Origin of the sequence: Haloplanus sp. C73 (assembly GCF_051195115.1) — an archaeon.
Classification (GTDB): Archaea; Halobacteriota; Halobacteria; order Halobacteriales; family Haloferacaceae; genus Haloplanus.
In genome coordinates, this window is the sequence record NZ_JBNTJZ010000001.1 from 770,623 (window position 1) to 791,098 (window position 20,476).

The 20,476-nt window shown below is 65.1% G+C and carries 22 protein-coding genes; 7 read left to right on the forward strand and 15 right to left on the reverse strand.

Annotated elements, in window-relative coordinates; all coding sequences use genetic code 11:
- Positions 1 to 31 precede the first annotated feature (31 nt).
- Positions 32 to 376: a cupin domain-containing protein gene (locus ACQUSQ_RS04140; protein ID WP_435067233.1), complete on the reverse strand. Its 345-nt coding sequence runs from the start codon at positions 374 to 376 to the stop codon at positions 32 to 34.
- 115 nt (positions 377 to 491) lie between these two features.
- Between ACQUSQ_RS04140 and ACQUSQ_RS04145 the strand changes: the two genes are divergently transcribed.
- Positions 492 to 1,424 (forward strand): thiamine-phosphate synthase family protein, encoded by a 933-nt coding sequence (locus ACQUSQ_RS04145; RefSeq protein ID WP_435067276.1) that lies wholly within the window; start codon positions 492 to 494, stop codon positions 1,422 to 1,424.
- Here the strand turns inward: ACQUSQ_RS04145 and ACQUSQ_RS04150 are convergent.
- Positions 1,421 to 2,044: a halocyanin domain-containing protein gene (locus tag ACQUSQ_RS04150; RefSeq protein WP_435067234.1), complete on the reverse strand. Its 624-nt coding sequence runs from the start codon at positions 2,042 to 2,044 to the stop codon at positions 1,421 to 1,423. The two genes, ACQUSQ_RS04145 and ACQUSQ_RS04150, sit on opposite strands and share 4 nt — an antisense overlap.
- 106 nt (positions 2,045 to 2,150) lie before the next feature.
- Between ACQUSQ_RS04150 and ACQUSQ_RS04155 the strand changes: the two genes are divergently transcribed.
- Positions 2,151 to 2,579, forward strand: a complete 429-nt coding sequence (locus tag ACQUSQ_RS04155) for a universal stress protein (protein WP_435067235.1) — start codon at positions 2,151 to 2,153, stop codon at positions 2,577 to 2,579.
- On the opposite strand, the gene ACQUSQ_RS04160 is transcribed toward ACQUSQ_RS04155, so the two are convergent.
- Both ACQUSQ_RS04160 and ACQUSQ_RS04165 read right to left on the reverse strand, forming a co-directional pair.
- Positions 2,580 to 3,179 (reverse strand): HalX domain-containing protein, encoded by a 600-nt coding sequence (locus ACQUSQ_RS04160; RefSeq protein ID WP_435067236.1) that lies wholly within the window; start codon positions 3,177 to 3,179, stop codon positions 2,580 to 2,582.
- 225 nt (positions 3,180 to 3,404) lie between these two features.
- Positions 3,405 to 3,836: a chemotaxis protein CheW gene (locus ACQUSQ_RS04165; protein WP_435067237.1), complete on the reverse strand. Its 432-nt coding sequence runs from the start codon at positions 3,834 to 3,836 to the stop codon at positions 3,405 to 3,407.
- Positions 3,837 to 4,076: 240 nt separating this feature from the next.
- Here ACQUSQ_RS04165 and ACQUSQ_RS04170 point away from each other — a divergent pair, with 240 nt between their 5' ends.
- Genes ACQUSQ_RS04170 through ACQUSQ_RS04190 form a run of 5 tightly spaced genes read left to right on the forward strand, consistent with a single transcriptional unit; the run spans position 4,077 to position 10,005 of the window.
- Positions 4,077 to 5,144 carry a protein-glutamate methylesterase/protein-glutamine glutaminase gene (locus ACQUSQ_RS04170; protein ID WP_435067238.1) on the forward strand — a complete coding sequence of 356 codons (1,068 nt, stop codon included), beginning with the start codon at positions 4,077 to 4,079 and terminating at the stop codon, positions 5,142 to 5,144.
- Positions 5,141 to 7,117 carry a chemotaxis protein CheA gene (gene cheA, locus ACQUSQ_RS04175; protein WP_435067239.1) on the forward strand — a complete coding sequence of 659 codons (1,977 nt, stop codon included), beginning with the start codon at positions 5,141 to 5,143 and terminating at the stop codon, positions 7,115 to 7,117. Before ACQUSQ_RS04170 ends, cheA begins: the two co-directional genes overlap by 4 nt.
- Positions 7,114 to 7,926, forward strand: coding sequence for a CheR family methyltransferase (locus ACQUSQ_RS04180; RefSeq protein WP_435067240.1), 813 nt, complete (start codon positions 7,114 to 7,116; stop codon positions 7,924 to 7,926). The genes cheA and ACQUSQ_RS04180 overlap by 4 nt, the downstream gene beginning before the upstream one ends.
- A 1-nt stretch (position 7,927) precedes the next feature.
- Positions 7,928 to 9,142, forward strand: coding sequence for a HEAT repeat domain-containing protein (locus ACQUSQ_RS04185; protein ID WP_435067241.1), 1,215 nt, complete (start codon positions 7,928 to 7,930; stop codon positions 9,140 to 9,142).
- Complete coding sequence (locus tag ACQUSQ_RS04190) at positions 9,139 to 10,005, forward strand: CheF family chemotaxis protein (protein WP_435067242.1); 867 nt, start codon at positions 9,139 to 9,141, stop codon at positions 10,003 to 10,005. Before ACQUSQ_RS04185 ends, ACQUSQ_RS04190 begins: the two co-directional genes overlap by 4 nt.
- On the opposite strand, the gene ACQUSQ_RS04195 is transcribed toward ACQUSQ_RS04190, so the two are convergent.
- The 11 genes from ACQUSQ_RS04195 to ACQUSQ_RS04245 form a co-directional block, all read right to left on the reverse strand.
- The gene (locus ACQUSQ_RS04195; protein WP_435067243.1) at positions 10,002 to 10,871 is read right to left on the reverse strand and encodes a CheF family chemotaxis protein; all 870 of its coding nucleotides are present in this window, start codon (positions 10,869 to 10,871) and stop codon (positions 10,002 to 10,004) included. The two genes, ACQUSQ_RS04190 and ACQUSQ_RS04195, sit on opposite strands and share 4 nt — an antisense overlap.
- Positions 10,872 to 10,904: 33 nt before the next feature.
- Positions 10,905 to 12,650, reverse strand: coding sequence for an archaellar assembly protein FlaJ (gene flaJ / locus ACQUSQ_RS04200; RefSeq protein WP_435067244.1), 1,746 nt, complete (start codon positions 12,648 to 12,650; stop codon positions 10,905 to 10,907).
- Positions 12,650 to 14,323, reverse strand: a complete 1,674-nt coding sequence (locus ACQUSQ_RS04205; RefSeq protein WP_435067245.1) for a type II/IV secretion system ATPase subunit — start codon at positions 14,321 to 14,323, stop codon at positions 12,650 to 12,652. Before ACQUSQ_RS04205 ends, flaJ begins: the two co-directional genes overlap by 1 nt.
- Positions 14,323 to 15,081 carry an ATPase domain-containing protein gene (locus ACQUSQ_RS04210; protein WP_435067246.1) on the reverse strand — a complete coding sequence of 253 codons (759 nt, stop codon included), beginning with the start codon at positions 15,079 to 15,081 and terminating at the stop codon, positions 14,323 to 14,325. Before ACQUSQ_RS04210 ends, ACQUSQ_RS04205 begins: the two co-directional genes overlap by 1 nt.
- The gene (locus tag ACQUSQ_RS04215) at positions 15,078 to 15,524 is read right to left on the reverse strand and encodes a flagellar protein G (protein WP_435067247.1); all 447 of its coding nucleotides are present in this window, start codon (positions 15,522 to 15,524) and stop codon (positions 15,078 to 15,080) included. Before ACQUSQ_RS04215 ends, ACQUSQ_RS04210 begins: the two co-directional genes overlap by 4 nt.
- On the reverse strand, positions 15,524 to 15,964 hold the full coding sequence (locus ACQUSQ_RS04220) for a fla cluster protein FlaF (RefSeq protein ID WP_435067277.1): 441 nt from the start codon (positions 15,962 to 15,964) through the stop codon (positions 15,524 to 15,526). Before ACQUSQ_RS04220 ends, ACQUSQ_RS04215 begins: the two co-directional genes overlap by 1 nt.
- Positions 15,945 to 17,396: a FlaD/FlaE family flagellar protein gene (locus ACQUSQ_RS04225; RefSeq protein WP_435067248.1), complete on the reverse strand. Its 1,452-nt coding sequence runs from the start codon at positions 17,394 to 17,396 to the stop codon at positions 15,945 to 15,947. Before ACQUSQ_RS04225 ends, ACQUSQ_RS04220 begins: the two co-directional genes overlap by 20 nt.
- A 136-nt stretch (positions 17,397 to 17,532) precedes the next feature.
- The gene (locus tag ACQUSQ_RS04230) at positions 17,533 to 18,033 is read right to left on the reverse strand and encodes a chemotaxis protein CheD (RefSeq protein WP_435067249.1); all 501 of its coding nucleotides are present in this window, start codon (positions 18,031 to 18,033) and stop codon (positions 17,533 to 17,535) included.
- Between the two features lies 1 nt (position 18,034).
- The gene (locus ACQUSQ_RS04235) at positions 18,035 to 19,261 is read right to left on the reverse strand and encodes a chemotaxis protein CheC (protein ID WP_435067250.1); all 1,227 of its coding nucleotides are present in this window, start codon (positions 19,259 to 19,261) and stop codon (positions 18,035 to 18,037) included.
- 2 nt (positions 19,262 to 19,263) lie between these two features.
- Positions 19,264 to 19,623, reverse strand: coding sequence for a chemotaxis protein CheY (gene cheY / locus ACQUSQ_RS04240; protein WP_049936755.1), 360 nt, complete (start codon positions 19,621 to 19,623; stop codon positions 19,264 to 19,266).
- Positions 19,624 to 19,703: 80 nt separating this feature from the next.
- Positions 19,704 to 20,282, reverse strand: a complete 579-nt coding sequence (locus ACQUSQ_RS04245; protein ID WP_435067251.1) for a DUF7500 family protein — start codon at positions 20,280 to 20,282, stop codon at positions 19,704 to 19,706.
- Between the last annotated feature and the right edge of the window lie 194 nt (positions 20,283 to 20,476).

Below are 20,476 nucleotides of genomic sequence, written 5' to 3' on the forward strand. Positions count from 1 at the left end.
AACATCGGCAGATAAGTCTGCTGCCGACCCCTCACTCGCGGTCGGTCCAGAAGTCGAAGGAGCGGCCGGGGGCGAACACGTCCAGTCCGACGGCGCGTTCGTCGCCCGTGTTCTCGACGCGATGAGCCTCGCCCGACTCCAGCAGGACGGAGTCGTACTGGCCGAGGGTCACCGACTCGTCCTCGGTGTAGACGGTCATCTCGCCCTGCAACACCAGACAGACCTGTTCGTTCTCGTGGGCGTGCATCGGCGAGGAGTGACCGGGCGGTTTCTCGAACCACTCGAAGGAAAATTGGTCGCTGCCGGCCATCGATACGCGTCGCCAGCCGTCGTCCGGTTCGTACGTCTCGGCCGCGTCGAAGTCGACGGGTCGCATAGCCGGAGGTTGGCGCGCCGTCTCGAAAGCGTTGGGAATCCGGGCGGCCGATATAAGTTACCCCCGCCGATTGTAGAGGTATGAACGGCGGACGGAGGCGGTGGAGGGTCCCAGCGTGACGGTACAGTTGCCGAGCGAAATCGTCGTCGAGCGCTTCCTGCCAACGGCGCGGTCGATGCTGGCCGCGGCGCTCGCAGCGCGTGGCTTCGCCCAGCGGGAGATAGCCGACCGACTCGGCGTCTCGCAGGCCGCGGTGAGCCAGTACCTCGCGGGCGAGCGACGCGACGAGCCGCGGTTCGTCGACGACCCGCGGATGCAGGCGACCGTCGAGCGCATCGCCGACGGCTTCGACGACGGGACGATGGACGACTACGAAGCGCTCGCCGAACTGCTCGACCTCGTCCGGGCCTTCGAGGACCGCGGCCCCATCTGTGCGATTCACGAGGAGGAGATGCCGGCGTTGGAGGGGATGGGCTGTGACCTGTGCGTGCGCGGGCGCGACCAGTCGATGCAGGCCGAGCGCGACGTGTTGGCGAACGTCCGCCGGGCGGTGCGGCGGTTCTCGAACGCGTCGGTCGTGGCCAACCACGTCCCGAACGTGGGGACGAACGTGGCGATGGCGCTCCCGTCGGCAAGCGACGAAACCGACATCGCGGCCGTGCCGGGACGCATCCACGCGATGCGCGGCGGGGTCAACGTCCCCGCGAACCCCGAGTTCGGCGCCTCACATCACGTCGCCACGACGCTTCTGGCGGCGACGACGGCCGACTCGGCAGTCCGCGGCGCGGTCAACGTCGCGACGAGCGACGCCCTCCTGTCTGCGGTGCCCGACGACGTCGCCGTGGACTCGTTCGACCCCGAGTACGAGGGCCGACGCGCTCGGCTGGACGAGGCGTTCGAATCGGGCGTGCCGCGCGTGCTCTATCACGAGGGCGCATTCGGTATCGAGCCAATCACGTACGTTCTCGGGACGAGCGCCGTCGACGCCGTCGAACACGCGATAGCGTTCATCGAGCGACTCGACGAGCCGGGAAACGCGCCCGACTAGGCGCTCTCGAAGTCCTCGCCGTAGTCGCCGCCGTAGCGGATGAAGAAGTAGGCCAGCGCGAGCACGGACACCATCGCCGTCGTCAGCGCGATAGCGAGGGCTTTGGCGCTCTCGGGGAGCGCGGGAGCGGCGCTACCGCCCCCACCGCCCCCGCCACCACCGCCGGAGTCGGGCATCTCGCCGACGACGACGACGCCTTTCATGCCGAGGCCGCGGTGGGGCTGGCAGAAGTACTTGACGACGCCTTCGGAGTCGAAGGTCTGTTCGAACGTGAAGCCGGCTTCGGCGGTGGTCTCACTCTCGAAGTCGCCGCCTTCCTCTGCGACGACGTTGTGCTGGCCACCCTCGCCGGTCCACTCCCAGACGATAGTGGTTCCGGGGTCGACCTGAACGGCCGGCGGGTCGAACGCGAAGGCGCCGCCGTTACCCTCCGCGCCGACGGTGACCGTCACTTCGTCCTCGCCCGTCGCGTCGGTGACTTCGCTGTAGTTGCCCACGTCGCTCATCCACCCGTCGAACGACGCTTGCGCCGCGGCGGTCCCGGCGGCGGCCGCCGTCGCCGCTGTGCCCGCGACAGTCGTCAGAAACCCGCGTCGCGAGACGGAACGATGGCTTCCCATACCGGGGGTTGCGGGCCATCCTACGAAAACCTAACTATCCCTCACTCACTCTCGACCATTGGAAATACCCCCTAAACTTACGGGGCCATCGCTCAGAGTTGGAAATATGGCGAAACGCCTGCTCGTCCCAGTTGACGGATCGGACCCAGCGAACACGGCGCTCGACTTCGCTCTCGAAGAGTACCCCGACGCCCACATCACGGCGCTGTCGGTCATCGACCCGACGGACATGGGCTACGGTTCCGTCGAGTCGGTCCCGAGCACGTTCGAGCGTCTGCAGGAGTCCGCCGAGGAACAGACGGAGAACGTACTCGAACAGGCGAGAGAACGCGCCAAAGAGGCGGGCGTCGACATCGAAACGGAGACGGTCGTCGGGATGCCATCGCGAGCCATCGTCGAGTGGGCGGAGAACAACGACATCGACAACATCATCATCGGCAGCCACGGCCGACAGGGCGTCACGCGCGTCCTCCTCGGCAGCGTCGCCGAGTCGGTGGTGCGGCGGTCGCCGGTGCCGGTGACGGTCGCCCGGTAATCAACCCTCGGTCGAATCGACCGGGTCGCCGTTCGATAGCTCTCGGAAGGCGACGGCGAAATCCGAACTGTCGAAATCCTCGACGGCGGTGTCGAGGTCACGCTCGATAGCGTCGAGACGGTCCAGCAGTTCGGCGTACTCCTCGCTCTCTTCGAGTTCGTGTGGCGTCTTCGCCGCTTCGAGTGTCACCTTCTTCTCGACGAGTCGGAACTTCTCCTGCAGTTGGTCGTCGTACGTGCTCCGGACGACCATCCGCTCGACGGTTTCGACGAGTTCCGGCTGGTCGACCGGCTTGATGAGATAGTCGTCGATGCCCATGTCGACGATGTCGAAGCCGGGGTCGACGGCCGTCACCATGACGATTCGGACGTCGAGGCCGCGGCGTTCGACTTCCTCGACGACTTCGTCGCCAGAGAGGCCGGGCATCCGACGGTCGAGCAACATGACGTCGATTGTGTCGTCGAGTTGTTCGAGCGCCTCCGTCCCGTCGTACGCCGTCCGCGCCTCGGCGAACTCGTCTATCCAGTAGGCGTACAGGTCGGCCAGCGACTGCTCGTCGTCGACGATGAGCACCGTCGCGTCTGAGAGCGTGGTCGTCATGGTGTGACTCCGTGATTGCGGGTGGCGCGCGGCGAGTCAGCCGTGGTCCGCGACGCCGAAATCGCCAGACCGACGGGCCACCGTCGCACACCGGAACCGACGTCTCGCCGGCTCTGCTTCGACTCATCGAACCTGCTCGCCGCATATGAAGTTGTTGGCCGAAGTGTTATTGTATTTATATTTTTGCCCGATGACGCCGCAGCGACCGCCCGTCCCCCGCGACTGCTACACATCGAGGACGGTCGGGCGAACCCAGATGACGAATTCGCCATCGCGTTTGATTACGCCCTGAACCGCGTCGTCGTCGACGGGAGACGGCTCGACGTCCTCGTGGTCGACTTCGACGACTTGGTCTACCTCGTCGACGGTCCAGCCGACGGGCTTGCCGCCGGCGGTTCGGCTCTGGTCGAAGACGACGATTCGCTTGCGGTCACCGTCGCCCTCGATGTCGAACACGGATTTCGGGTCGACGATGGTCGTCGTCTTGCCGCGGAGGTCCATCACGCCCTCGACGTGCCGGGGCGAGTTGGGGACGACCGTGAGGTCGTTCACGTCGACGATTTCGGCGACGTGCGCGATGTCGACGGCGTACGTCTCGGAACCGAGCTCGAACTCCAGCAACTGGACGGTCCGAGCGCGAGCCGACGAGTCGCTCATCGCGTCCCCCGTCCGACACGAGTCGGTTGTCGGTCCCAGTCGCGTGAGTGCATACGTGTTCCCTCGACCAATCACACGTTAAGCGTACTGGTCGGATTATCCGTTCTGATAACCGTGCCGGTGTATTTATTTCGTCGCTACGGAAACGAGCGAGCAACGCATGCACGGACGAATCCCTCCGGAAGCCGGCGTCCAGACTGTCGCGGCGGCACGAGCGCGAACGAGTGAGGCCGCGCGTCGATGACCGGAGCGGTGCCGCGAGCCGTCGTCGTCGACGATTCGCATTTCATGCGGACGATGCTCTCGGATATGCTCGACGACGGCGGCGTCGACGTCGTCGCGACGGCCGCCGACGGGGCCGAAGCGGTGTCGGCCGTCCTCGAACACGACCCCGACGTCGTGACGATGGACCTCGAAATGCCGAACGTCGGCGGGCTGGAGGCCGTCGAGCGCATCATGGCCGAGCACCCGACGCCGATACTCATGCTGAGTGCCCACACCGCCGACGGGGCCGACGTGACCTTCGAGGCCCTCGAGAAGGGGGCGGTCGATTTCTTCACCAAACCCGGCGGCGAGGTGAGCACGCAGATGTCGAGCATGGAGGACCAACTGGTCGAGAAGGTGAAAGCCGTCGCCGGCGTCGACGTCGGCGGGAGCGACCACCGTTCCTCCACGAGCGAGCAGGGCACGACTAGCACGACCCACTCCGACGGCGACTACGAGGGGGCGACGGTACTCATCGCCTCCTCGACGGGCGGACCGACCGTCGTCGAACGCGTCGTCGGCGCGCTCCCTCGCGACGCCGGCTACCGCATCATCGTCGTCCAGCACATGCCCGACGCGTTCACGGAGCGGTTCGCCGACCGTCTCGACGCGGCGAGCGAGTACGACGTGCGGGAAGCGACCGACGGCGACCGAATCGGTGCCGGCGAGGCGCTCGTCGCGCCCGGCGGTCGCCACCTCGTCGTCGCCGGCGCGGGCGGCGACCGAGTCCGTGTCAAACTGACCGACGACCCACCGGAACACGGGGTTCGACCCGCCGCCGACGTGACGATGCGCTCGGCGGCCGAGACGGTGGATGGCCCGCTCGTTGGCGTCGTCCTCACCGGAATGGGTGCGGACGGCGCGGAGGGTGCCCGCGCCATCGGCGAGGCCGGCGGCCACGTCATCGCTCAGGACGAGTCGTCCTCGGCGGTGTTTGGAATGCCGAAGCGGGCAATCGAACTTGGGGCGGTCGACGACGTGCTGGCCGGTGACGACGTGCCGGACGGCATTCTCGACGCGACCCGACTGGAGGTAAACGCATGACCGAAGAGTACGTCCAAGCGTTCGTCCACGAGAGCGAAGAGCAGTTGACCGACCTCAACAACTCCCTGTTGGCGCTGGAGTCGGACCCCGACGACCAGGAAGCGATGGACGACATCTTCCGCACGGCCCACACGCTGAAGGGGAACTTCGGAGCGATGGGCTACGACGACGCCAGCGACCTCGCCCACGCCATCGAGGACCTCCTCGACGAACTCCGGCAGGGCGAGATGGAGGTGACGCCCGAGGTGATGGACCTCGTGTTCGCGGGCGTCGACCGCCTCGAACTCGCCGTCGAATCCATCGACGACGACGGGACCGTCGACGTGGAGGTGGCCGACCTCGAATCCGACATTCGGGGCGTCATCGAGGGCGGCGAGGCAGGTGAGAGCGGCGGCGAGACGGCCGACGCGGACGACGATACGGCCAGCCAAGTCGACACCTTCGATGTCACCGTCGAAATCGGCGACTCGGAGATGAAAGGCGTCGACGGGATGCTCGTCCTCGAAGCCATCCGCGAGGAGTGTGACCTCGTCTCGGCGACGCCCGAACCCGAGGCCATCGAGGACGGCGAGTACGACGACAGCTTCGACGTCGTCGTCGCCTCGACGACGGCCGACGAACTCCGGGCGACGCTGGACCGCGTCTCCGCCATCGACGAGGCGACGCTGTCGCAGGCGGGTACGGACGAGGAGACGGCCAGCGAGTCGGACGAGTCGGCGGCAGACGACTCAGCAGGAGACGAGACGGCAGAAGCCGAACCGACGCCGGAGGACTCGACCGGGGACACCGAGACGGACGACGACGCGGAGGCAGACGCCGCGAGCAACGGCTCGTCGCGGGAGATTAGCTCCGTCCGCGTCGACGTCGACCAACTCGACGACCTGCACGGGCTGGTCGAACAGCTGGTCACCAGCCGAATCAAGCTCCGGCGCGCCGTCGACGACGGCGACGTGGGCGGGGCGACCGACACGCTCGGCGAACTCGACAAAATCACCGGCAACCTCCAGAACACGGTGATGGACATGCGGCTGATTCCGATGCGGAAGGTCATCAGCAAGTTCCCGCGGTTGGTGCGTGACCTCGCCCGCGAGCAGGAGAAAGACATCGACTTCCGGATGGAGGGGCAGGATATCGAACTCGACCGGACCATCCTGACCGAAATCAGCGACCCGCTGATGCACATCCTGCGCAACGCCGTCGACCACGGCATCGAGCCGCCGGCCGAGCGAGAGGCCGCGGGCAAGGACCCAGAGGGAACCATCGAACTCCGCGCGGACCGCGAGCGCGACCACGTCACTATCACCGTCGAGGACGACGGCCGCGGCCTCGACGTCGACGAACTGCGGGAAAAGGCACTGGAGAAAGGCGTTCGCTCCGAGGCCGAACTCGACTCGATGGAGGACTCGGAGGTGTACGACTTGGTCTTCCACCCCGGCTTCTCGACTGCCGACGAAGTGACCGACGTGAGCGGTCGGGGCGTGGGCATGGACGTCGTCCACAGCACGGTCAAACAGCTCGACGGCTCGGTGAACGTCGAGAGCGAGTACGGCGAGGGAACCACCGTCACGCTTCGGCTCCCGGTGACCGTCGCCATCGTCAAGGTGCTGTTCATCGAAGTCGGCGACGAGGAGTACGGCGTCCCCATCAAGAATATCGACGAGGTGAGCCGACTTCCCGAAATCGAGACGATAAACGAGCAACCGATGATAGAGCACGACGACGAAATCTACCCCGTCGTCGACCTCGCGTCGGAACTCGACGTGCCCGGCGAGACGGCCAACGGCGACGGCATGTTGCTCCGGATTCGCCGGTCCGAGCGCCGCGCCGCGCTCCGCTGTGACACCGTGAACAAACAGGAGGAAGTGGTCGTCAAGCCGCTGGAAGGCGTCCTGAGCGGAATCCCGGGTCTCAGCGGGACGGCGGTGCTCGGCGACGGAAACATCGTGCCGATACTGGATGTCGTGACCCTATGAGCTCAAACACCACCGACGACGCGTTCGAGGCGCTGCTCGACCACCTCTCTGCGGAACTCGATTTCGAGTCGTCGTACTACAACGAGTCGTATCTCGACCGCCGCATCTCGGCGCGGATGCGTCGCTGTGACGCCGACACCTACGACGAGTATCTCGACGTCGTGCGGTCGAACCCCGAGGAGCCACAGGCGCTGCTCGATTCCCTGAGCATCAACGTAACTAGCTTCTACCGCAACCCCGAGGCGTGGGAGCCGATTCGGGAGGCGTTGCGCGAAGTGACGGCGGGCCACGGAAGCACGACGGTGTGGAGCGCCCCGTGTTCGGACGGGCGCGAGCCCTACTCGCTGGCGATGCTCGCGCTCGACGACGACGAAATTCGGACGCGCGGCCTCGAAATCGTGGGGACGGACATCAACGCCGACGTGCTGAGCCGCGCCCGCGAGGGCGTGTACGAGACGACGACGACCCGCGACGTGGCGGCGGAACTCGAACCCCTCGACGACGCCGAGCGCTACGTCGACCGCGAGGGCGACACGTTCGCCGTCCGCGACGACGTGAAAGACCTCGTTCGCTTCGAGCAACACGACCTCATCGCCGACGAGCCGAAACGCGACGTGGACCTCGTGCTCTGTCGGAACCTGCTCATCTACATCAACACGGCGTCGAAACGGGCCGTCGTCGACACGGTCCTCTCCTCGCTCCGCGAGGGCGGCTATCTCGTCATCGGGATGACCGAGACATTGCCACGAGAGAGCCGCGACGCCGTCGAGACCGTCGACAAGCGACGGCGGGTGTACCGTCGAACGTAACATGTCGCTCTACCAGCTCGAAAAGGACGGCGACGTGGACGCCCTGCTCGACCACCTGAAGCTGAGCGACTCGGCGTCGATTCGGAAGCGGGCGGCGCTCATCCTCGGCAACGTCGTCGACGACGAGCCACAGGCAGTCGACGCGCTAATCAACGCGGCCCAGACGGACGACGACGAGGAAGTCCGGGGGGCCGCTATCGACGCGCTCGACAGCATCGGCGGCGAGGCGCTCGAACGCCTCGTGGGCGAGATGGCCGGCGTCGAGGCCGACGGCGCCGACTGGGTGCGCGCCGAGGCGTTCGTCGAGACACTCTCGGCGGACCGCCCGGAGCTTCGGATGGCGGCGGCGAACGCGCTCCGCCAACTCGGCGACAGCGGCGCGCTCCCCGCGCTGGTAGAGGCGCTCGACGACCCGAGCCCGCGGGTCCGGTCACGGGCGGCGCGGGCGTGTGGCGCCATCGGTGACGAGCGAGCGAGCGACGCGCTCGCCGACCGGCTCTCCGACCCCGCCGGCCCGGTGCGGCGCGAGGCCGCCGACGCCCTCGCCGCCATCGGCACCGACCGGGCGCTCTCGCCGCTTCTCGGCGCCGTCGATGACGACACCGAGGAGGTGCGCTACGCCGCCGTCATGGCGCTCGGTAGCTATCAGGGCGCGGCGGCCATCGACCCGCTCATCGGCGCGCTGGACGACCCGAGCGAGACGGTCCGGCGGGCCGCAGTCTTCTCCATCGTCGAGTTGCTCGCCGCGGCGCCGACAGAGCAGAGCCACCGCATCCGCGAGACGGTCGCGGACCGCCTCCAGTCCGCCGACCGGAGCGTCGTCGACCCGCTGGTCGAACTCCTCACCGAGAGCCGCCAGCCGCGCGAGCGCCGCAACGTGGCGTGGCTCCTCGGGCGCGTCGCGGGCGAGGCGGGACGGGCCGACGCCGTCGAGGCGCTGGTCGACGCCCTCGGTGCCGACGACGGGACGACCGCACAGTTCGCGGCGACGAGCCTCGTCGAACTCGGGGGCGAGCAGGTCGAAGCCGAGCTGCTCGACCTGCTCGAAGACCCCGACTGCCCGGACGAAGCGCGGTCGAAGGCCGTGTTCGTCCTCGGTAAAGTCGGGGGCGAGCGAGCCCGCGAGCAACTGGAGGGAATGCTCGACCGGGCCGACGACGAAGAGGTGCGCAAGCAGGCGTTCTCGGCGCTGTCGAAACTCGGAGGGCGTCGATGAGCGAGGGTGAGCGCAAAATCGTCGACACCCGCGGGAAGTTCACGCAGGTGGTCAAAGACGGCCGAGAACTGAACGACGCGGAGTGGACCGGCGGCCGAATCCTCCTCTCGAACAAGCGCCTGATTCTCGCGAGCAACAGCGGGAAGCGAACCATCCCCCTCTCGGAGGTGGAGAGTCTGGAGGGGCGGACGGACGTGAACCAGCTGGTCGCGAAGGTGTCGGGCTACGTCAGCCTCCAGCTCGCGAGCAACGACGTGGTGCTCATCTCGGCGGAGGACAGCGAATCCTTCGAGCGGATGCTGTATCGCGCGCTCCTCGACCGGACCGTCGTCCTCGCGCAACACCCGGCCGTCGAGGGCGGCGTCGTCACCGACGCCGAGTGGGAGAAAGCCCGCCTGAAAATCGAGGAGAACGCCGTCGCCCTCGCCGTCGCCGACGGCTCCTTTGTCGAAATAGAACTCGACGACATCGGGTCGATGGAGACCAACGAGCGCTCGGTGAACGACGAGAAACGGCGGGTCATCGAAGTCGAACACAGTGAGGAAGGGACGAGCGTCCAGACGTACATCTCCGGGTCGTCGCGACGGTGTACGATTCTGGAGACCCTCCTCGAAAAAGGCGAGAGCCAGAGCGAAATCGGCGTCGACCTCAGCGAGCGACAGAACGAGGTGTTGATGGCGCTTTACTCCGGCGTGTCACCGTTCGAAATCCCCGATTTCCTCGGGATGGACGTCGATGAGGTGGAGGACGTGTACGACCGCCTCATCGAACTCGACGTGGTCGAGGAGATACGCGTCCGGCGCGAAGTCGCGCTCAACGCGCGCGGCCGCAACATCGCCAGCGAGGCGATGAACGACAACTAAGCGTTGACCTCTTCGAGGCGGCTGTTGACGACGACGCGGCCTTTCGGCGTCAGAACGGTGCCCACGTCGCTGTCGGCGATGAGGTCTTTCTCCCGAAGCCCGTTCAACACCATCGTCGTCTGGCTGGCGTCCGCAGACACCACGTCCAGCGGGTCGACGCCCTCGCCGGCCGAGTAGATGGCCACGAGCACCTGCACCTCGTCGTCGCTGAGCGAGATGTCTTCGAGGCCCTCCACGATGTCGCTGTACTCCAGTCGGAAGTAGCGCCCGAGGAGGTTCATCACGCGCTCGGAGGGGAGCGCGACGACGGAGACGAGCGTCGTCATCTCGGGGACGTGACTCACGGACAGCGCGGGGCGAGTCTCGCCCGCGAGCGTTCGCGACTCCTTCTCGAAGTCCGTCACCGTCGCCAACTCGATGGTAAACTCGGTGTCCGGGCCGCTGAAGGAGAGTGTTCCCGTGTCGACGGCGAGCCGTGCCTTGGTGACGGGCGAGTCGACGACGCGGCCCCCGCGCCGTGCCGGGTGTTGGACCGTCGCCTCTTGTCCGTTCAACTGCGCCTTGAACAGGACGGTGGCGAACTTGTCGACGGTGTCGCTATCGCCCTCGATGACCGCCATCCGGCGCTGGTTGCCGTCGCGGTAGGCGATGGTGACCGAGTCGCTGAAGAACGCGCGCATCTCCGGGGGGACGTGTCCGACGGCGATGTCGAACATGGCGTCCGTCGGTATCGTCACCTTGCGGTCGTCGCTGACCAGCACGAGTCGCTTCGGACTCATGACGATGCGGCCGCTGACGGGGTCGTCGCGGTCCATGTCGGTCAGGAAGAACTCGCCGACGAAGTCGGCGATGACGCGCTCGCTCACGGGGCCATCACCCCGGAGACGGGCGGGACTGCCTCAGACATTCAACAGCCCTCCCACGACGGACATGGTGAGGACGGCGACGGCACACCCAATCCAAGTGAGCATGACGAAATGCAAGAGGGCGTTGGCTTTATGCCCACCGTCGACGGTCCGGATGATGAGCGACGAGAGGACGGCGTTTATCATCACGACACCGAGCAGCATGAACTGGATGACCGGCAGGTCGTACACCTGCGTGTGGATGAGTTGGGCGGCCGAGAAGGAAGAACTCGACCCGAGGTCGAGGGACATGCCGGCGAGGATTTCGACGATTTTGAAGCCGATGAAGAAGGCAAAGGAGGAGGCGGCGGTGATGCCGTAGAGGAGGCCAATCATCGTCACCGTCGCCTGCTCGCGCTGCTGTCTGAGCTGGTTCACGTGGTTCATGTTTTCGCTGATGAGTTCACCCAACTGTTTCGGCTCGCCCCCCATCTGTCTACCGACGAGATACATCTCGCTGAACTTCTGCATGAGATAGGAGCGCGTGTTGGCGGTGAAATAATGCCACGCCCGGTCCGGGTCGAGACGCATGTTCAGCCGCTTGAACAGGTCGTCGATGTCGTGAGTGAGCGGCCCGAAGTCCTTCTTCCGGAGCGTCTTGAGGACGGCCGTCGTCGTCGACTGCTTCGCCGTCTCGCTCGCGCCGAGCGCCCGGATGAAACTCGGAAACTCGTCGTCCCGAGCTTTGATGCGCTCTTCGTGGACGCGGAAGACGACGCCCGGAATCGCGAGCGGTGTGACGGGAAGCGCCATGTAAATCGGGCGGGGGAGCGTCGACACCGGGAGCAGGTCGGTCACGCCGGGGCCGACACCGAACAGGTCGCCAGCGACGAGGCCGACGAGAACCAGACTGCCGATGGCGCCGATTGCGAGACTGCCGAGCATCGTCCACTCACCCCGCGGGCGGATGTCGGGGGGGTAGTACCAGATGGGGTCGTAGGGCGACATCGTCCGGATGACGAGATAGAAACCCGTCTGGACGAAGGCATAGAGGACGATAACGGCCCCGACGGTCATCGTCGGATTCGTCCCCGTGAGGATGGGGAGGACGATGGCAAACACCAGCGCGAACGTCATCGAGAGCACCATCGACAGGTAGAGGTCTTTCATCACTTCGAGGTTGTCGAGCGTGCTCTCGTACATCGTCACGTAGTTCTGAATCATCACCTGCTGCTCGCTGAGGAGGAACTCGCTGAGTTCCTGCCCGGCGTTGACGGTGTAGGCCAATCGGTCGAAGAAGTCCGCGAGGTGGTCGCTCGGGATACGTCGGGCGCGACGTCGGCAGGCGTCGTCGAGGCTCTGATTCCACGTGTCGACGAGTTGGACGATGCGGTCGACTTCCGTCGAGAGCGCGCCGTACTCCTCTTCCTCCGCGAGTTTGCGAAACACCTCCATGCGGTCGATGTTCGTCGTCGACAGCACCGTCATGTGCGTCATCAGGAGGTGGTACTGGTTCTCCATCTCGACGCGCTCCTGACTGATGAGGAGTTTCGGGTACGCGACGGCGGCGACGAGGACGAGGCCGCCGAGGAGCGGAATCGGAAGTTGAATCGAGATGGGCAGGTCGACCAGCAGGGCCACGGCAACGGTACCCACGAAAAACACCGCCGACGGCAGGACGATGAGGAGGAGATACCGCGACATCTCCATGTCCATGCGCTCGTAGGCCTCGATGACGTCCGCGAGCGTCTCCGAGACGGTGATGTCGGCGCCGCCCTCCGAGGTCGGTTCAGAGGCCATTATTTGTGGATATCGAACGGAAGCCCCTCGACGCCGTCGCGCTGGAAGGACTTGATGGCCTCGTTGACCTCGTGGTAGCCGAGGATGTTCTCCTCTATCATCCGCTCGACGAGGCGAGCGCGGAAATCCAGGTCGTCGTAGATGTCGCGCGTGTCGGCGTAGCCGAGCAGGGTCGCAATCTGCTCTTCGAGCACGTAGGAGTTGTTCATCCCTTGGAAGACGATTTCGTCCTCGACGGGGTCCCAACTGAACACCTGCCGAGTGACGACGCCGTCCATCTCCTTCGAGTAGCCCTCGATTTCCTGCACGCTCGTCACGCGGCGAAGCACGTCGTCGCCCTGCTTGACTCGGTTCTGGAACAGCGCCACGTCCGCGTTGTCCATGAACGTCTCGGGGACGTTGATGGGGTCGCCGGTGAACCGCTGAATCATGGAGACGATGTCGCTGGCGTGGAAGGTGAGCATGACGGGGTGGCCGGTCTGGGCGGCCTGAAACGCCATCCGCCCCTCCTCGCCCCGCACCTCACCCACGACGATGTAGTCGGGGCGGGAGCGGAGCGCGGCGGCGACGAGGTCGAACATGTCCACGTCGGAGTTGTCCTCGCCGCCGCCCTCACGCGTGAGCAACTGTTGCCACGTGTCGTGTGGGGGCAACACCTCGGCGGTGTCCTCGGCGGTGTAGATTTTGGAGTCCCGGGGGATGAACGACATGATGCTGTTGAGCGTCGTCGTCTTCCCCGACGCCGTCTCGCCGACGACGAACACCGTCTGCTCGTTCTCCAGACAGAGCCAGAGGTAGGCGACGAGTTCGGGCGAGAGCGTCCCCCACTTGGTAATCTGGTTGATGGAGAGGGGCGTCTCGTCGCCCTGTCGGATGGTGAGACTCGGCCCCTGCACGCTCACGTCGTCGGAGTAGATGACGTTGAGACGAGAGCCGTCCGGGAGCGTGGAGTCGACGATGGGGTTCGAGTCCGAGACGGGGTCGCCGATGCGCTCGCCCATGCTCCGAATCCACGAGTCGAACTGCTCGGAGGTGCCGAAATCGACCGTCGTCTCGATGAGGCCGTAGGTGCCGTGGTCGACGTAGCACTGGTGGGGGCCGATGACGTGAACGTCCTCGTTAGCAGGGTCACGCATCACCGGTTCCAGCGGCCCGAGGCCGACGATGTCGCGGTTGAGCCGGTAGCGGATGTTCTCGTAGGTCTGCTCGCTGACGCGGAGGTTGCCGAGGTTCAAAAACTGGAGCAGGCGGTCAATCCAGTAACGGAGGCCGCTCCGGTCGCGGTCGATGGTCGTCGTCTCTTGGAGGAGTTCCTCGATTCGGTCGTCGTACTCCGACTCCTCCTCGGGGACGGCCTTGCTGACGCTGCGGTCGAGCAACTCGTCGCGAACCTTCGAGAAGATGGTCTGCTCCTCGCCCGAGAGCGACGGCTCGATGGCGTAGTACTTCATGTCCTGCCCGAGGTCACCGTAGATGTGGCAGTAGATGGGACCGCCGATGTGATAGAGGACGTTCGGGCGGCTGGTCTCGTAGTCGCTGGTCGGCTCGTCGATGAGCAGCGGGAACTCGCCAGTAATCTGTTTGAACTTCTTCAGGTGGTCCCGGAGGTGTGGCCGGGAGGCCGCTATCTGTTTCAGTTCGTCCGACGGGGTGGCGGTTCCAAGTTCTGTCATTATGCGACGCTACGACTCTCTATGACGATACCCGTCCCCGAGCGGACGGAGTATCCGATGGTGTCTCCAACCTGCTGTCCCATGCCGGCAAAGCGCTTGACCGCAATCTGACGGCGGACGTCGTTGCCCACTTCCACCATCTCGAGTTCGAGGAACACGTCGGCGATGGAGCGGAAGGGGCCGATGGCCTCCTCGTCGACCGTCGAGGGGTCGACCGTCAGGACGATGACCTTGCCCTGCGAGATGATGTCGCGGAAGAAGCCGATAATCTCGAGTGCGGCCTGTCGCTCCTCGTTCTGTCGCACCAGCGCCTCGAACTGCGGGTCGTTGCGGAGGATGGCGTCGAAGGTGTCGATGACGATAACGTCGGACTGCCACATCACCTCCGCGTTCATCAGTCGTTTGAGTAGTTCCTGCCGTTCACCGTCGCCGTCGCCAGAGAACGTCCCGCTCGTGTCGAAGTCGGCGTGAAGGAACAGGACGTTCTCGTCGAGGAGATGGTCGACCATGTCGTACGACAGCGAGTGCATCTGGTCGATGAACCCACGTGTCGTTAGCTCCGTCGAGAGGAAGGTCACAGAGTGACCTTCCTCGCAGAAGCCGTACGTGAGTCGCTGTGACAGCGCGCTCTTGCCGGCCCCGTAGTCGCCCTCGGCGAGGACGATACTCCCGCGAGGGATGCCCCCGCCGAGTTCCTTGTTGAGGCGGTCGTGGTCCTCCAGTCCGAGCGACAGCAAGTTGGTTCCAGTCTGGCTCATGAGCGGAATCTGAACACCTCCTCGTCGCCGTTGACGATGAGTTTCACGCGGTGGTCGTCGCTGGCGAGGTCAGCCCCGTTGATTTCGAGACGGACGACGTTGTTCGGCCGCCACCGGTCACCGTCGACGACGGTGATGGTGACGTTCGTCTGGTACTGTCCGTCGAGAAGGATTTCGATGAACCGCGACTCCGCCGGAATGTTCGACGTCCCCGTGTTCTTCACCAAGAGCGTCACCGTGTTCGAGTCGTTATCGTACACGGGACTGCCGGGGTCGCTTATCACCTCGATGTCGGTCCGGACCTCCTCGGACACTTCGAGGCTCTGGTCGTCGATGCCCTGACTCAGCCGCGAGACGCCCTGCGTGAACGTCCCGGCGACGCCGGCCGCGATGACCATACTCGCGATGAACAGAATCAGGTGAGACGCGGAGACACTCGCCATCAGAGCACCTCCGTCGCGGCCACACCGGGGCCGGTGACGATTTTGACACGGTTCGGCTGGGTCGACATCGACACTTCGAGATGCAGACGCTCGCCCGGGAGCCACAGCGACGTCGCGTCGTCGCCGTCGACGTGGCGGGCGCTAAAGTTATCGCGGTACGCGTTGTCGACGACGAGGTCCGTCGCGTTGACCGCGAGCGACGTCGCTCCCTCGTTGACCACCTCGACGGTCAGGGTCTGGTTGCCGCTGTCGTAGGTGGCCGTCGTGATGTTGAGTGCCGTGTTCTGACGCTCCAGCGTCTCGTCCTGCACCGAGGACGTGGCGTCGCTGACGCGTTCGAACCCGTTGGCCGAGGCGGTGTACGCCGTCGAGAAGGCCAGAAACAGGCCGACGAACACGATTGCCGCGGAGCCGCTGACGCTAAATCCCAAAGGGGACACCTCCGTCACCGCTCCAGCATTCGAAGACGACCGAATCGGCGGTCGAGCCGGTCAGTCGGCTGATGTATCGGAGGCTGGCGACGTGGTGTTCGATTGAGAGCGCCGACGGCGGCCCGGTCACCTCGCGGTCGGCGTCGAGGTCGCCGAAGCCGACGAGGAAATCCCGGAGTTCGTCCGCGGCGTCCTCGCCGACCCACTGGACGCGGCGGTAGTACTCGATGGCTCGGACCGCGTCCTCGACGTCGCTCTGTTCGACCAGATATTCGAGCCACTCCATGACGAGCATATCGCCGACGTAGCCGGCGGGTACGCTCTGGAGATAGGGTTTCGTCGTTCCGGAGCCCTGCATCATCGTGTTGGCCGCGAACTGCAGGTCGCCGGCGTCGGCCCCGTCGCCGGCGGGTTGGTCCGACGCCTGCGCCGCGGCGCCGTCGGTGGCCGCCTGCGCCGGTTCGGGGTCGGGCGTCTGGGCTGGTTCGGGGTCGTCGTCGAACGACTCGTCGATACCGCCGTCGTCGATGCCACCATCATCGAACGACTCGTCGATACCGCCGTCGTCGATGCCACCATCATCGAACGACTCGTCGATACCGCTGTCGTCGAACGAGTCTTCGAGTTCGTCATCGAGGCCGCCGTCGTCAAGGCCGTCGTCTCCGTCGGCGAGGCCGTCGTCCACGTCGTCGATGCCCTCGAACGAGTCGTCGAACGAGTCATCGGCGTCACCGTTGGTCGCGTCGCCGCCCTCGTCGTCGACCCAATCGGCGTCGCCGCTGTCGTACTCGTCTTTCAGTTCTTCGAACGATTTGCCGGAGTCGTCGGTGTCATCTTCGTCATCAGCCATATCTGTCGTTCCCCCGTCCACGGTGTCGGTTTCGAAGTCGTCGAACCCGTCGTCGCCGCCTTCCTCGTCCTCGTCGAGAAAGTCGTCGTCGAAGAAGTCCTCGGCCTCGGCGCCGGCGATGTCGTCGTCGAGGTCCTCCTCCGTCTCCTCGTCGTCGTCGCTGTCGAACAGGCTCATCGCACCACCGCCACCGCCCCCCTCGAAGCCCCCGCCGCCGGCCTGCGCGTCGTCGACGAACGGGTTGACGCCTCGGGTGACCATCTCGTAGATGTCGAGCAGTTTGCGGACGTTCTCCTCGACGTCTTCGACGGTGTTGCTAATCTCCTCGTTCTCGCTTCGAATCGTACTGACCGTCGACGAGAGGCTGGCGACCTCGTTTTCCAACTCGTCGATTCGGCCTTCGAGTTCGGCGGTCGCCGCGTCGCCGTCGTCGCCGTCATCGAATCCGCCGAGGCCATCGTCCTCGAAATCGTCGCCGAACCCGCCGAGGTCGTCGTCACCGTCCTCCTCGAAGAGCATGTCGTCGCCGCCGTCACCGCTGTCGCTGGACTCGGCGTCGTCGCTACCGAGAAACCGGTCTAGAAGCTCCATGTGGCCTCCCAGATGACGCGACGTGTCCCCGAATCCATTCTATCGTATGCTCCCATGCTCGCTCTCACTTTAATCGTTGTCCTTAGGTTATCAATATTGATATGCGTATGACGCGCGGCAGACAGAAATGACGAGGTCAGAGACACCGCTCGGTGCCGCCGGAGACGATACACAACTCGCCCGTATCGCCGTGAAAGCGGACCGAGCGGCCCGAATCGCCGCCCACATCCGCCGCTTCGACGGGGACGCAGAGTCGGTCCAGCACCTCGCGAGCCACGGCGACGTTCCGGTCACCGATTGGCTCGTCCTGACTGTCGAAATCGAACATGGCGCTCGCGCCCGCCATCTTCGCCGTGACGTGCTCGGTGGTCGCCCCCTCGTCTGCCATAGCCTCCAGTAGGGCGTCGATGCCGGTGTCGGCGTACTTCGCGGGGTTTTGGACGTCGTCCGGCGCAGTCGGGAGCATGACGTGGATGAGGCCCGCGACACCCGCTCGCTCGTCGTGGAGGCCGATTCCGAGACAGGAGCCGAGGCCGCTGGTCGACAGGACGGCGCCGTCGGCCGTGACTGCGAAGTCGGCGATGCCGACCCGCTGTCGGGAGGGGCTCGACGTCGGCTCCGCGCCGTACGTCTTCATATTAGAAGAGTGACTCGCTGTCGGCTTCGAGTTGGTCACTCCGCTCGACCAGCAGGGAGTCGAGCGCTTCCTTGAGTTTTTGCTCGTCGGGGATGGCGTAGATTTCGCAGTTGAACTCGCCTTCCGGGGTGACGACAGCCGAATCCATGAGGAAGGCGTACTCCTGTGACTGGCCGAGTCGGCCGGCAATCGGGCTGAGGATGGCCGTCCCCATGTCGTGAACGAGTTCGGGTGGCGTGTGGTCGATGCTCGTCTGGAGGACGTTCGCCCAGCCGTCGATGAAGCCGCTGGTCATGATGTTGCCCAGCTCCTGAATCGCGCTCTCGCCCATGTCTCCGAGCGGTTCGTCGAGCTCCATCGGCACCGTCGCGTCCACGATGGTCCGGGCCGACGGCTCGTCGAAGAGGATGGCGAGGTAGCCCCCGGGCGTTCCTTTGAACTCCATAACCGTCCCGAGATACACCTCGTCCCGGGCCGTGTTGGGAACGTCCTCGATGGGGACGAAGCTGAGTCGGCTCACGTCGACGTCGGTTTCGATGCCCGTCATCGACGAGACGTTCTGGGCGGCGCGCTCGGCGCCCTGTCGGGTCATCTCGTCGAAGACCGTCAGCTTGTCCATCGGGATGGCGTCTTCGTGGTCGTCGCTGGCTTCGAGCATCTCCGCGAAGGCGCCGTACTCCGGGAGCATGTAGATGTACGCGTCGATTTCCTCGTCGACGGCGGTCATCTGACTCTCGAAGACGAAGACGTGTTCCTCCTCGGCACGGTCCAGCGCGTCGTTCGGGAGGACGTCCGTCCCGTCGCGTTCGACGTAGGTCGGCGGCGTCATGTCGACGCTCGTGGTCAGGTAGTCGGCCCACCCATCCACGAACCCGCCCATCATGATGTTGCCAATCTCTTCGAGGCCGCTCTGGGCCATGCCCTCGAACTCGTCGTCCTCGCTGACGGACGCACCGGGTACGAGGACGTCGACGATGCTCGCCGCGCTGTCGCGGTCGAAGGCGAGCGCCGTCTCGCCCGAGAGCCCCCCCTCCAGACCAATCTGGACGCCGACGAAGGTCGTCCCACCGAAGACGTCCTCCACGTCACGCTTCGACATCAGTGTGACGTTGGTCACGTCGACGTACGTCTCGATACCCGTCATCTGCGTCAGTGACGCTGCGGCGTGTTCCGCCCCCTCCTGTGCGAGGCGGTTGTAGGTGCCGAGCGACTGAATGTCGACACGCATCGTCAGGCCACGACGTCGTCGATGGCTTCGAGCACGTTCGGTTTCTGGAACGGCTTGGTGATGTAGCCGTCAGCCCCGGCCTTGACGGCGTTTTTCATCTTCTCCTCCTGCCCCACGCTGGTACACATGATGACGTTCGCGTCGGGGTCGCTCCCCGTAATCTCGCTCGTCGCCTCGATTCCGTCGCGAATGGGCATGACGATGTCCATCATCACAAGGTCGGGGTCGTGTTCGCGGTAGAGTTCGACGGCCTCGACGCCGTTCTCGGCTTCACCGACGATTTCGAAGTTCTCTTCGAGAATCTCGCGCAGGAGGTTGCGCATGAAATCCGAATCGTCGACGAGTAGTACTTGCGGTGGCATCTATGCCGTGAATTCACGACTCGGTAAATAAAGACTCGGGCGCGATTCTCAGCGCTGATACGGGCGCGGGCGGGTGATACTCAGTCTTCGGAGAGGGCAACGGCCTGCTCGTCGGAGACGGCCTCGATGAGGTCGTCGATGCTGTCCTCTCGGTCGAGGTCGTAGCGTTTGAGCAGGCCGGTGAGCGTCCGAACCGGATAACGAACCGAGACGCTGGATTCGGCGAGCAAGATGCCGAGTACCTCTTCGACGGGCGTCCCGCGCCCGACGTGCTGTGCGTACCATATCATGAGCGACTCGAAACTCGTGACCACGTCGTTCGAGACGACTTGGTGGCGACTGACGCCGTCGTCGAACTTGGCCGTCGCGTGGAAGCCGTACTGGGCGTCGACCTCGCGAAGGTGGTCTTCGAGCCACGCGTTGACGTCCGTCTCGGTTATCGACGGCTCGTCGTCGTCGGTGTCCGTGGACGCCGACTCCGCTATCTCTCGTTCCTCGTCGCGGGCCTCGGCGGCATCGTCACTGGTCGACCCGCCGGTCGAGACGACGTAGCGCCCGTCGTCGATTTCGTCCACGTTGTCGTGTCTGGTGAGGTCTAACTCCTCCTCGGTGAGCACCTTCCCGCGGTCCGAGACGGAGTCGTCTGAGTCAGATGGCATACGGTGGGCAGTGTTACCACTTGAGAGGGTGAAAACAATAAAGATTCGGTGAAACTGCTGGGTAGCAGTTACAGTTCGACGGATTCCTCGCCGGAGAGGGACTGGGGCACCTGGATGCGGATGATGGAGGTCGCACCGCTTTCCGTGTTAATCCGCAGGGTTGCAGTCTGACCGGATTCGAGGGGCGCGTTAGC

Coding starts and splice junctions, on each gene's coding strand:
- ACQUSQ_RS04235 (WP_435067250.1), bottom strand. CDS start 19,261: ATGCGTGTCGACATTCAGTCGCTCGGCACCTACAACCGCCTCGCACAG.
- ACQUSQ_RS04165 (WP_435067237.1), bottom strand. CDS start 3,836: ATGAGCGACTCGTCGGCTCGCGCTCGGACCGTCCAGTTGCTGGAGTTC.
- ACQUSQ_RS04230 (WP_435067249.1), bottom strand. CDS start 18,033: ATGAAGACGTACGGCGCGGAGCCGACGTCGAGCCCCTCCCGACAGCGG.
- ACQUSQ_RS04140 (WP_435067233.1), bottom strand. CDS start 376: ATGCGACCCGTCGACTTCGACGCGGCCGAGACGTACGAACCGGACGAC.
- ACQUSQ_RS04170 (WP_435067238.1), top strand. CDS start 4,077: ATGACCGGAGCGGTGCCGCGAGCCGTCGTCGTCGACGATTCGCATTTC.
- ACQUSQ_RS04210 (WP_435067246.1), bottom strand. CDS start 15,081: ATGAGCCAGACTGGAACCAACTTGCTGTCGCTCGGACTGGAGGACCAC.
- ACQUSQ_RS04150 (WP_435067234.1), bottom strand. CDS start 2,044: ATGGGAAGCCATCGTTCCGTCTCGCGACGCGGGTTTCTGACGACTGTC.
- ACQUSQ_RS04160 (WP_435067236.1), bottom strand. CDS start 3,179: ATGACGACCACGCTCTCAGACGCGACGGTGCTCATCGTCGACGACGAG.
- ACQUSQ_RS04180 (WP_435067240.1), top strand. CDS start 7,114: ATGAGCTCAAACACCACCGACGACGCGTTCGAGGCGCTGCTCGACCAC.
- ACQUSQ_RS04215 (WP_435067247.1), bottom strand. CDS start 15,524: ATGGCGAGTGTCTCCGCGTCTCACCTGATTCTGTTCATCGCGAGTATG.
- ACQUSQ_RS04185 (WP_435067241.1), top strand. CDS start 7,928: ATGTCGCTCTACCAGCTCGAAAAGGACGGCGACGTGGACGCCCTGCTC.
- cheY (WP_049936755.1), bottom strand. CDS start 19,623: ATGCCACCGCAAGTACTACTCGTCGACGATTCGGATTTCATGCGCAAC.
- ACQUSQ_RS04155 (WP_435067235.1), top strand. CDS start 2,151: ATGGCGAAACGCCTGCTCGTCCCAGTTGACGGATCGGACCCAGCGAAC.
- ACQUSQ_RS04205 (WP_435067245.1), bottom strand. CDS start 14,323: ATGACAGAACTTGGAACCGCCACCCCGTCGGACGAACTGAAACAGATA.
- ACQUSQ_RS04245 (WP_435067251.1), bottom strand. CDS start 20,282: ATGCCATCTGACTCAGACGACTCCGTCTCGGACCGCGGGAAGGTGCTC.
- ACQUSQ_RS04190 (WP_435067242.1), top strand. CDS start 9,139: ATGAGCGAGGGTGAGCGCAAAATCGTCGACACCCGCGGGAAGTTCACG.
- ACQUSQ_RS04225 (WP_435067248.1), bottom strand. CDS start 17,396: ATGGAGCTTCTAGACCGGTTTCTCGGTAGCGACGACGCCGAGTCCAGC.
- cheA (WP_435067239.1), top strand. CDS start 5,141: ATGACCGAAGAGTACGTCCAAGCGTTCGTCCACGAGAGCGAAGAGCAG.
- flaJ (WP_435067244.1), bottom strand. CDS start 12,650: ATGGCCTCTGAACCGACCTCGGAGGGCGGCGCCGACATCACCGTCTCG.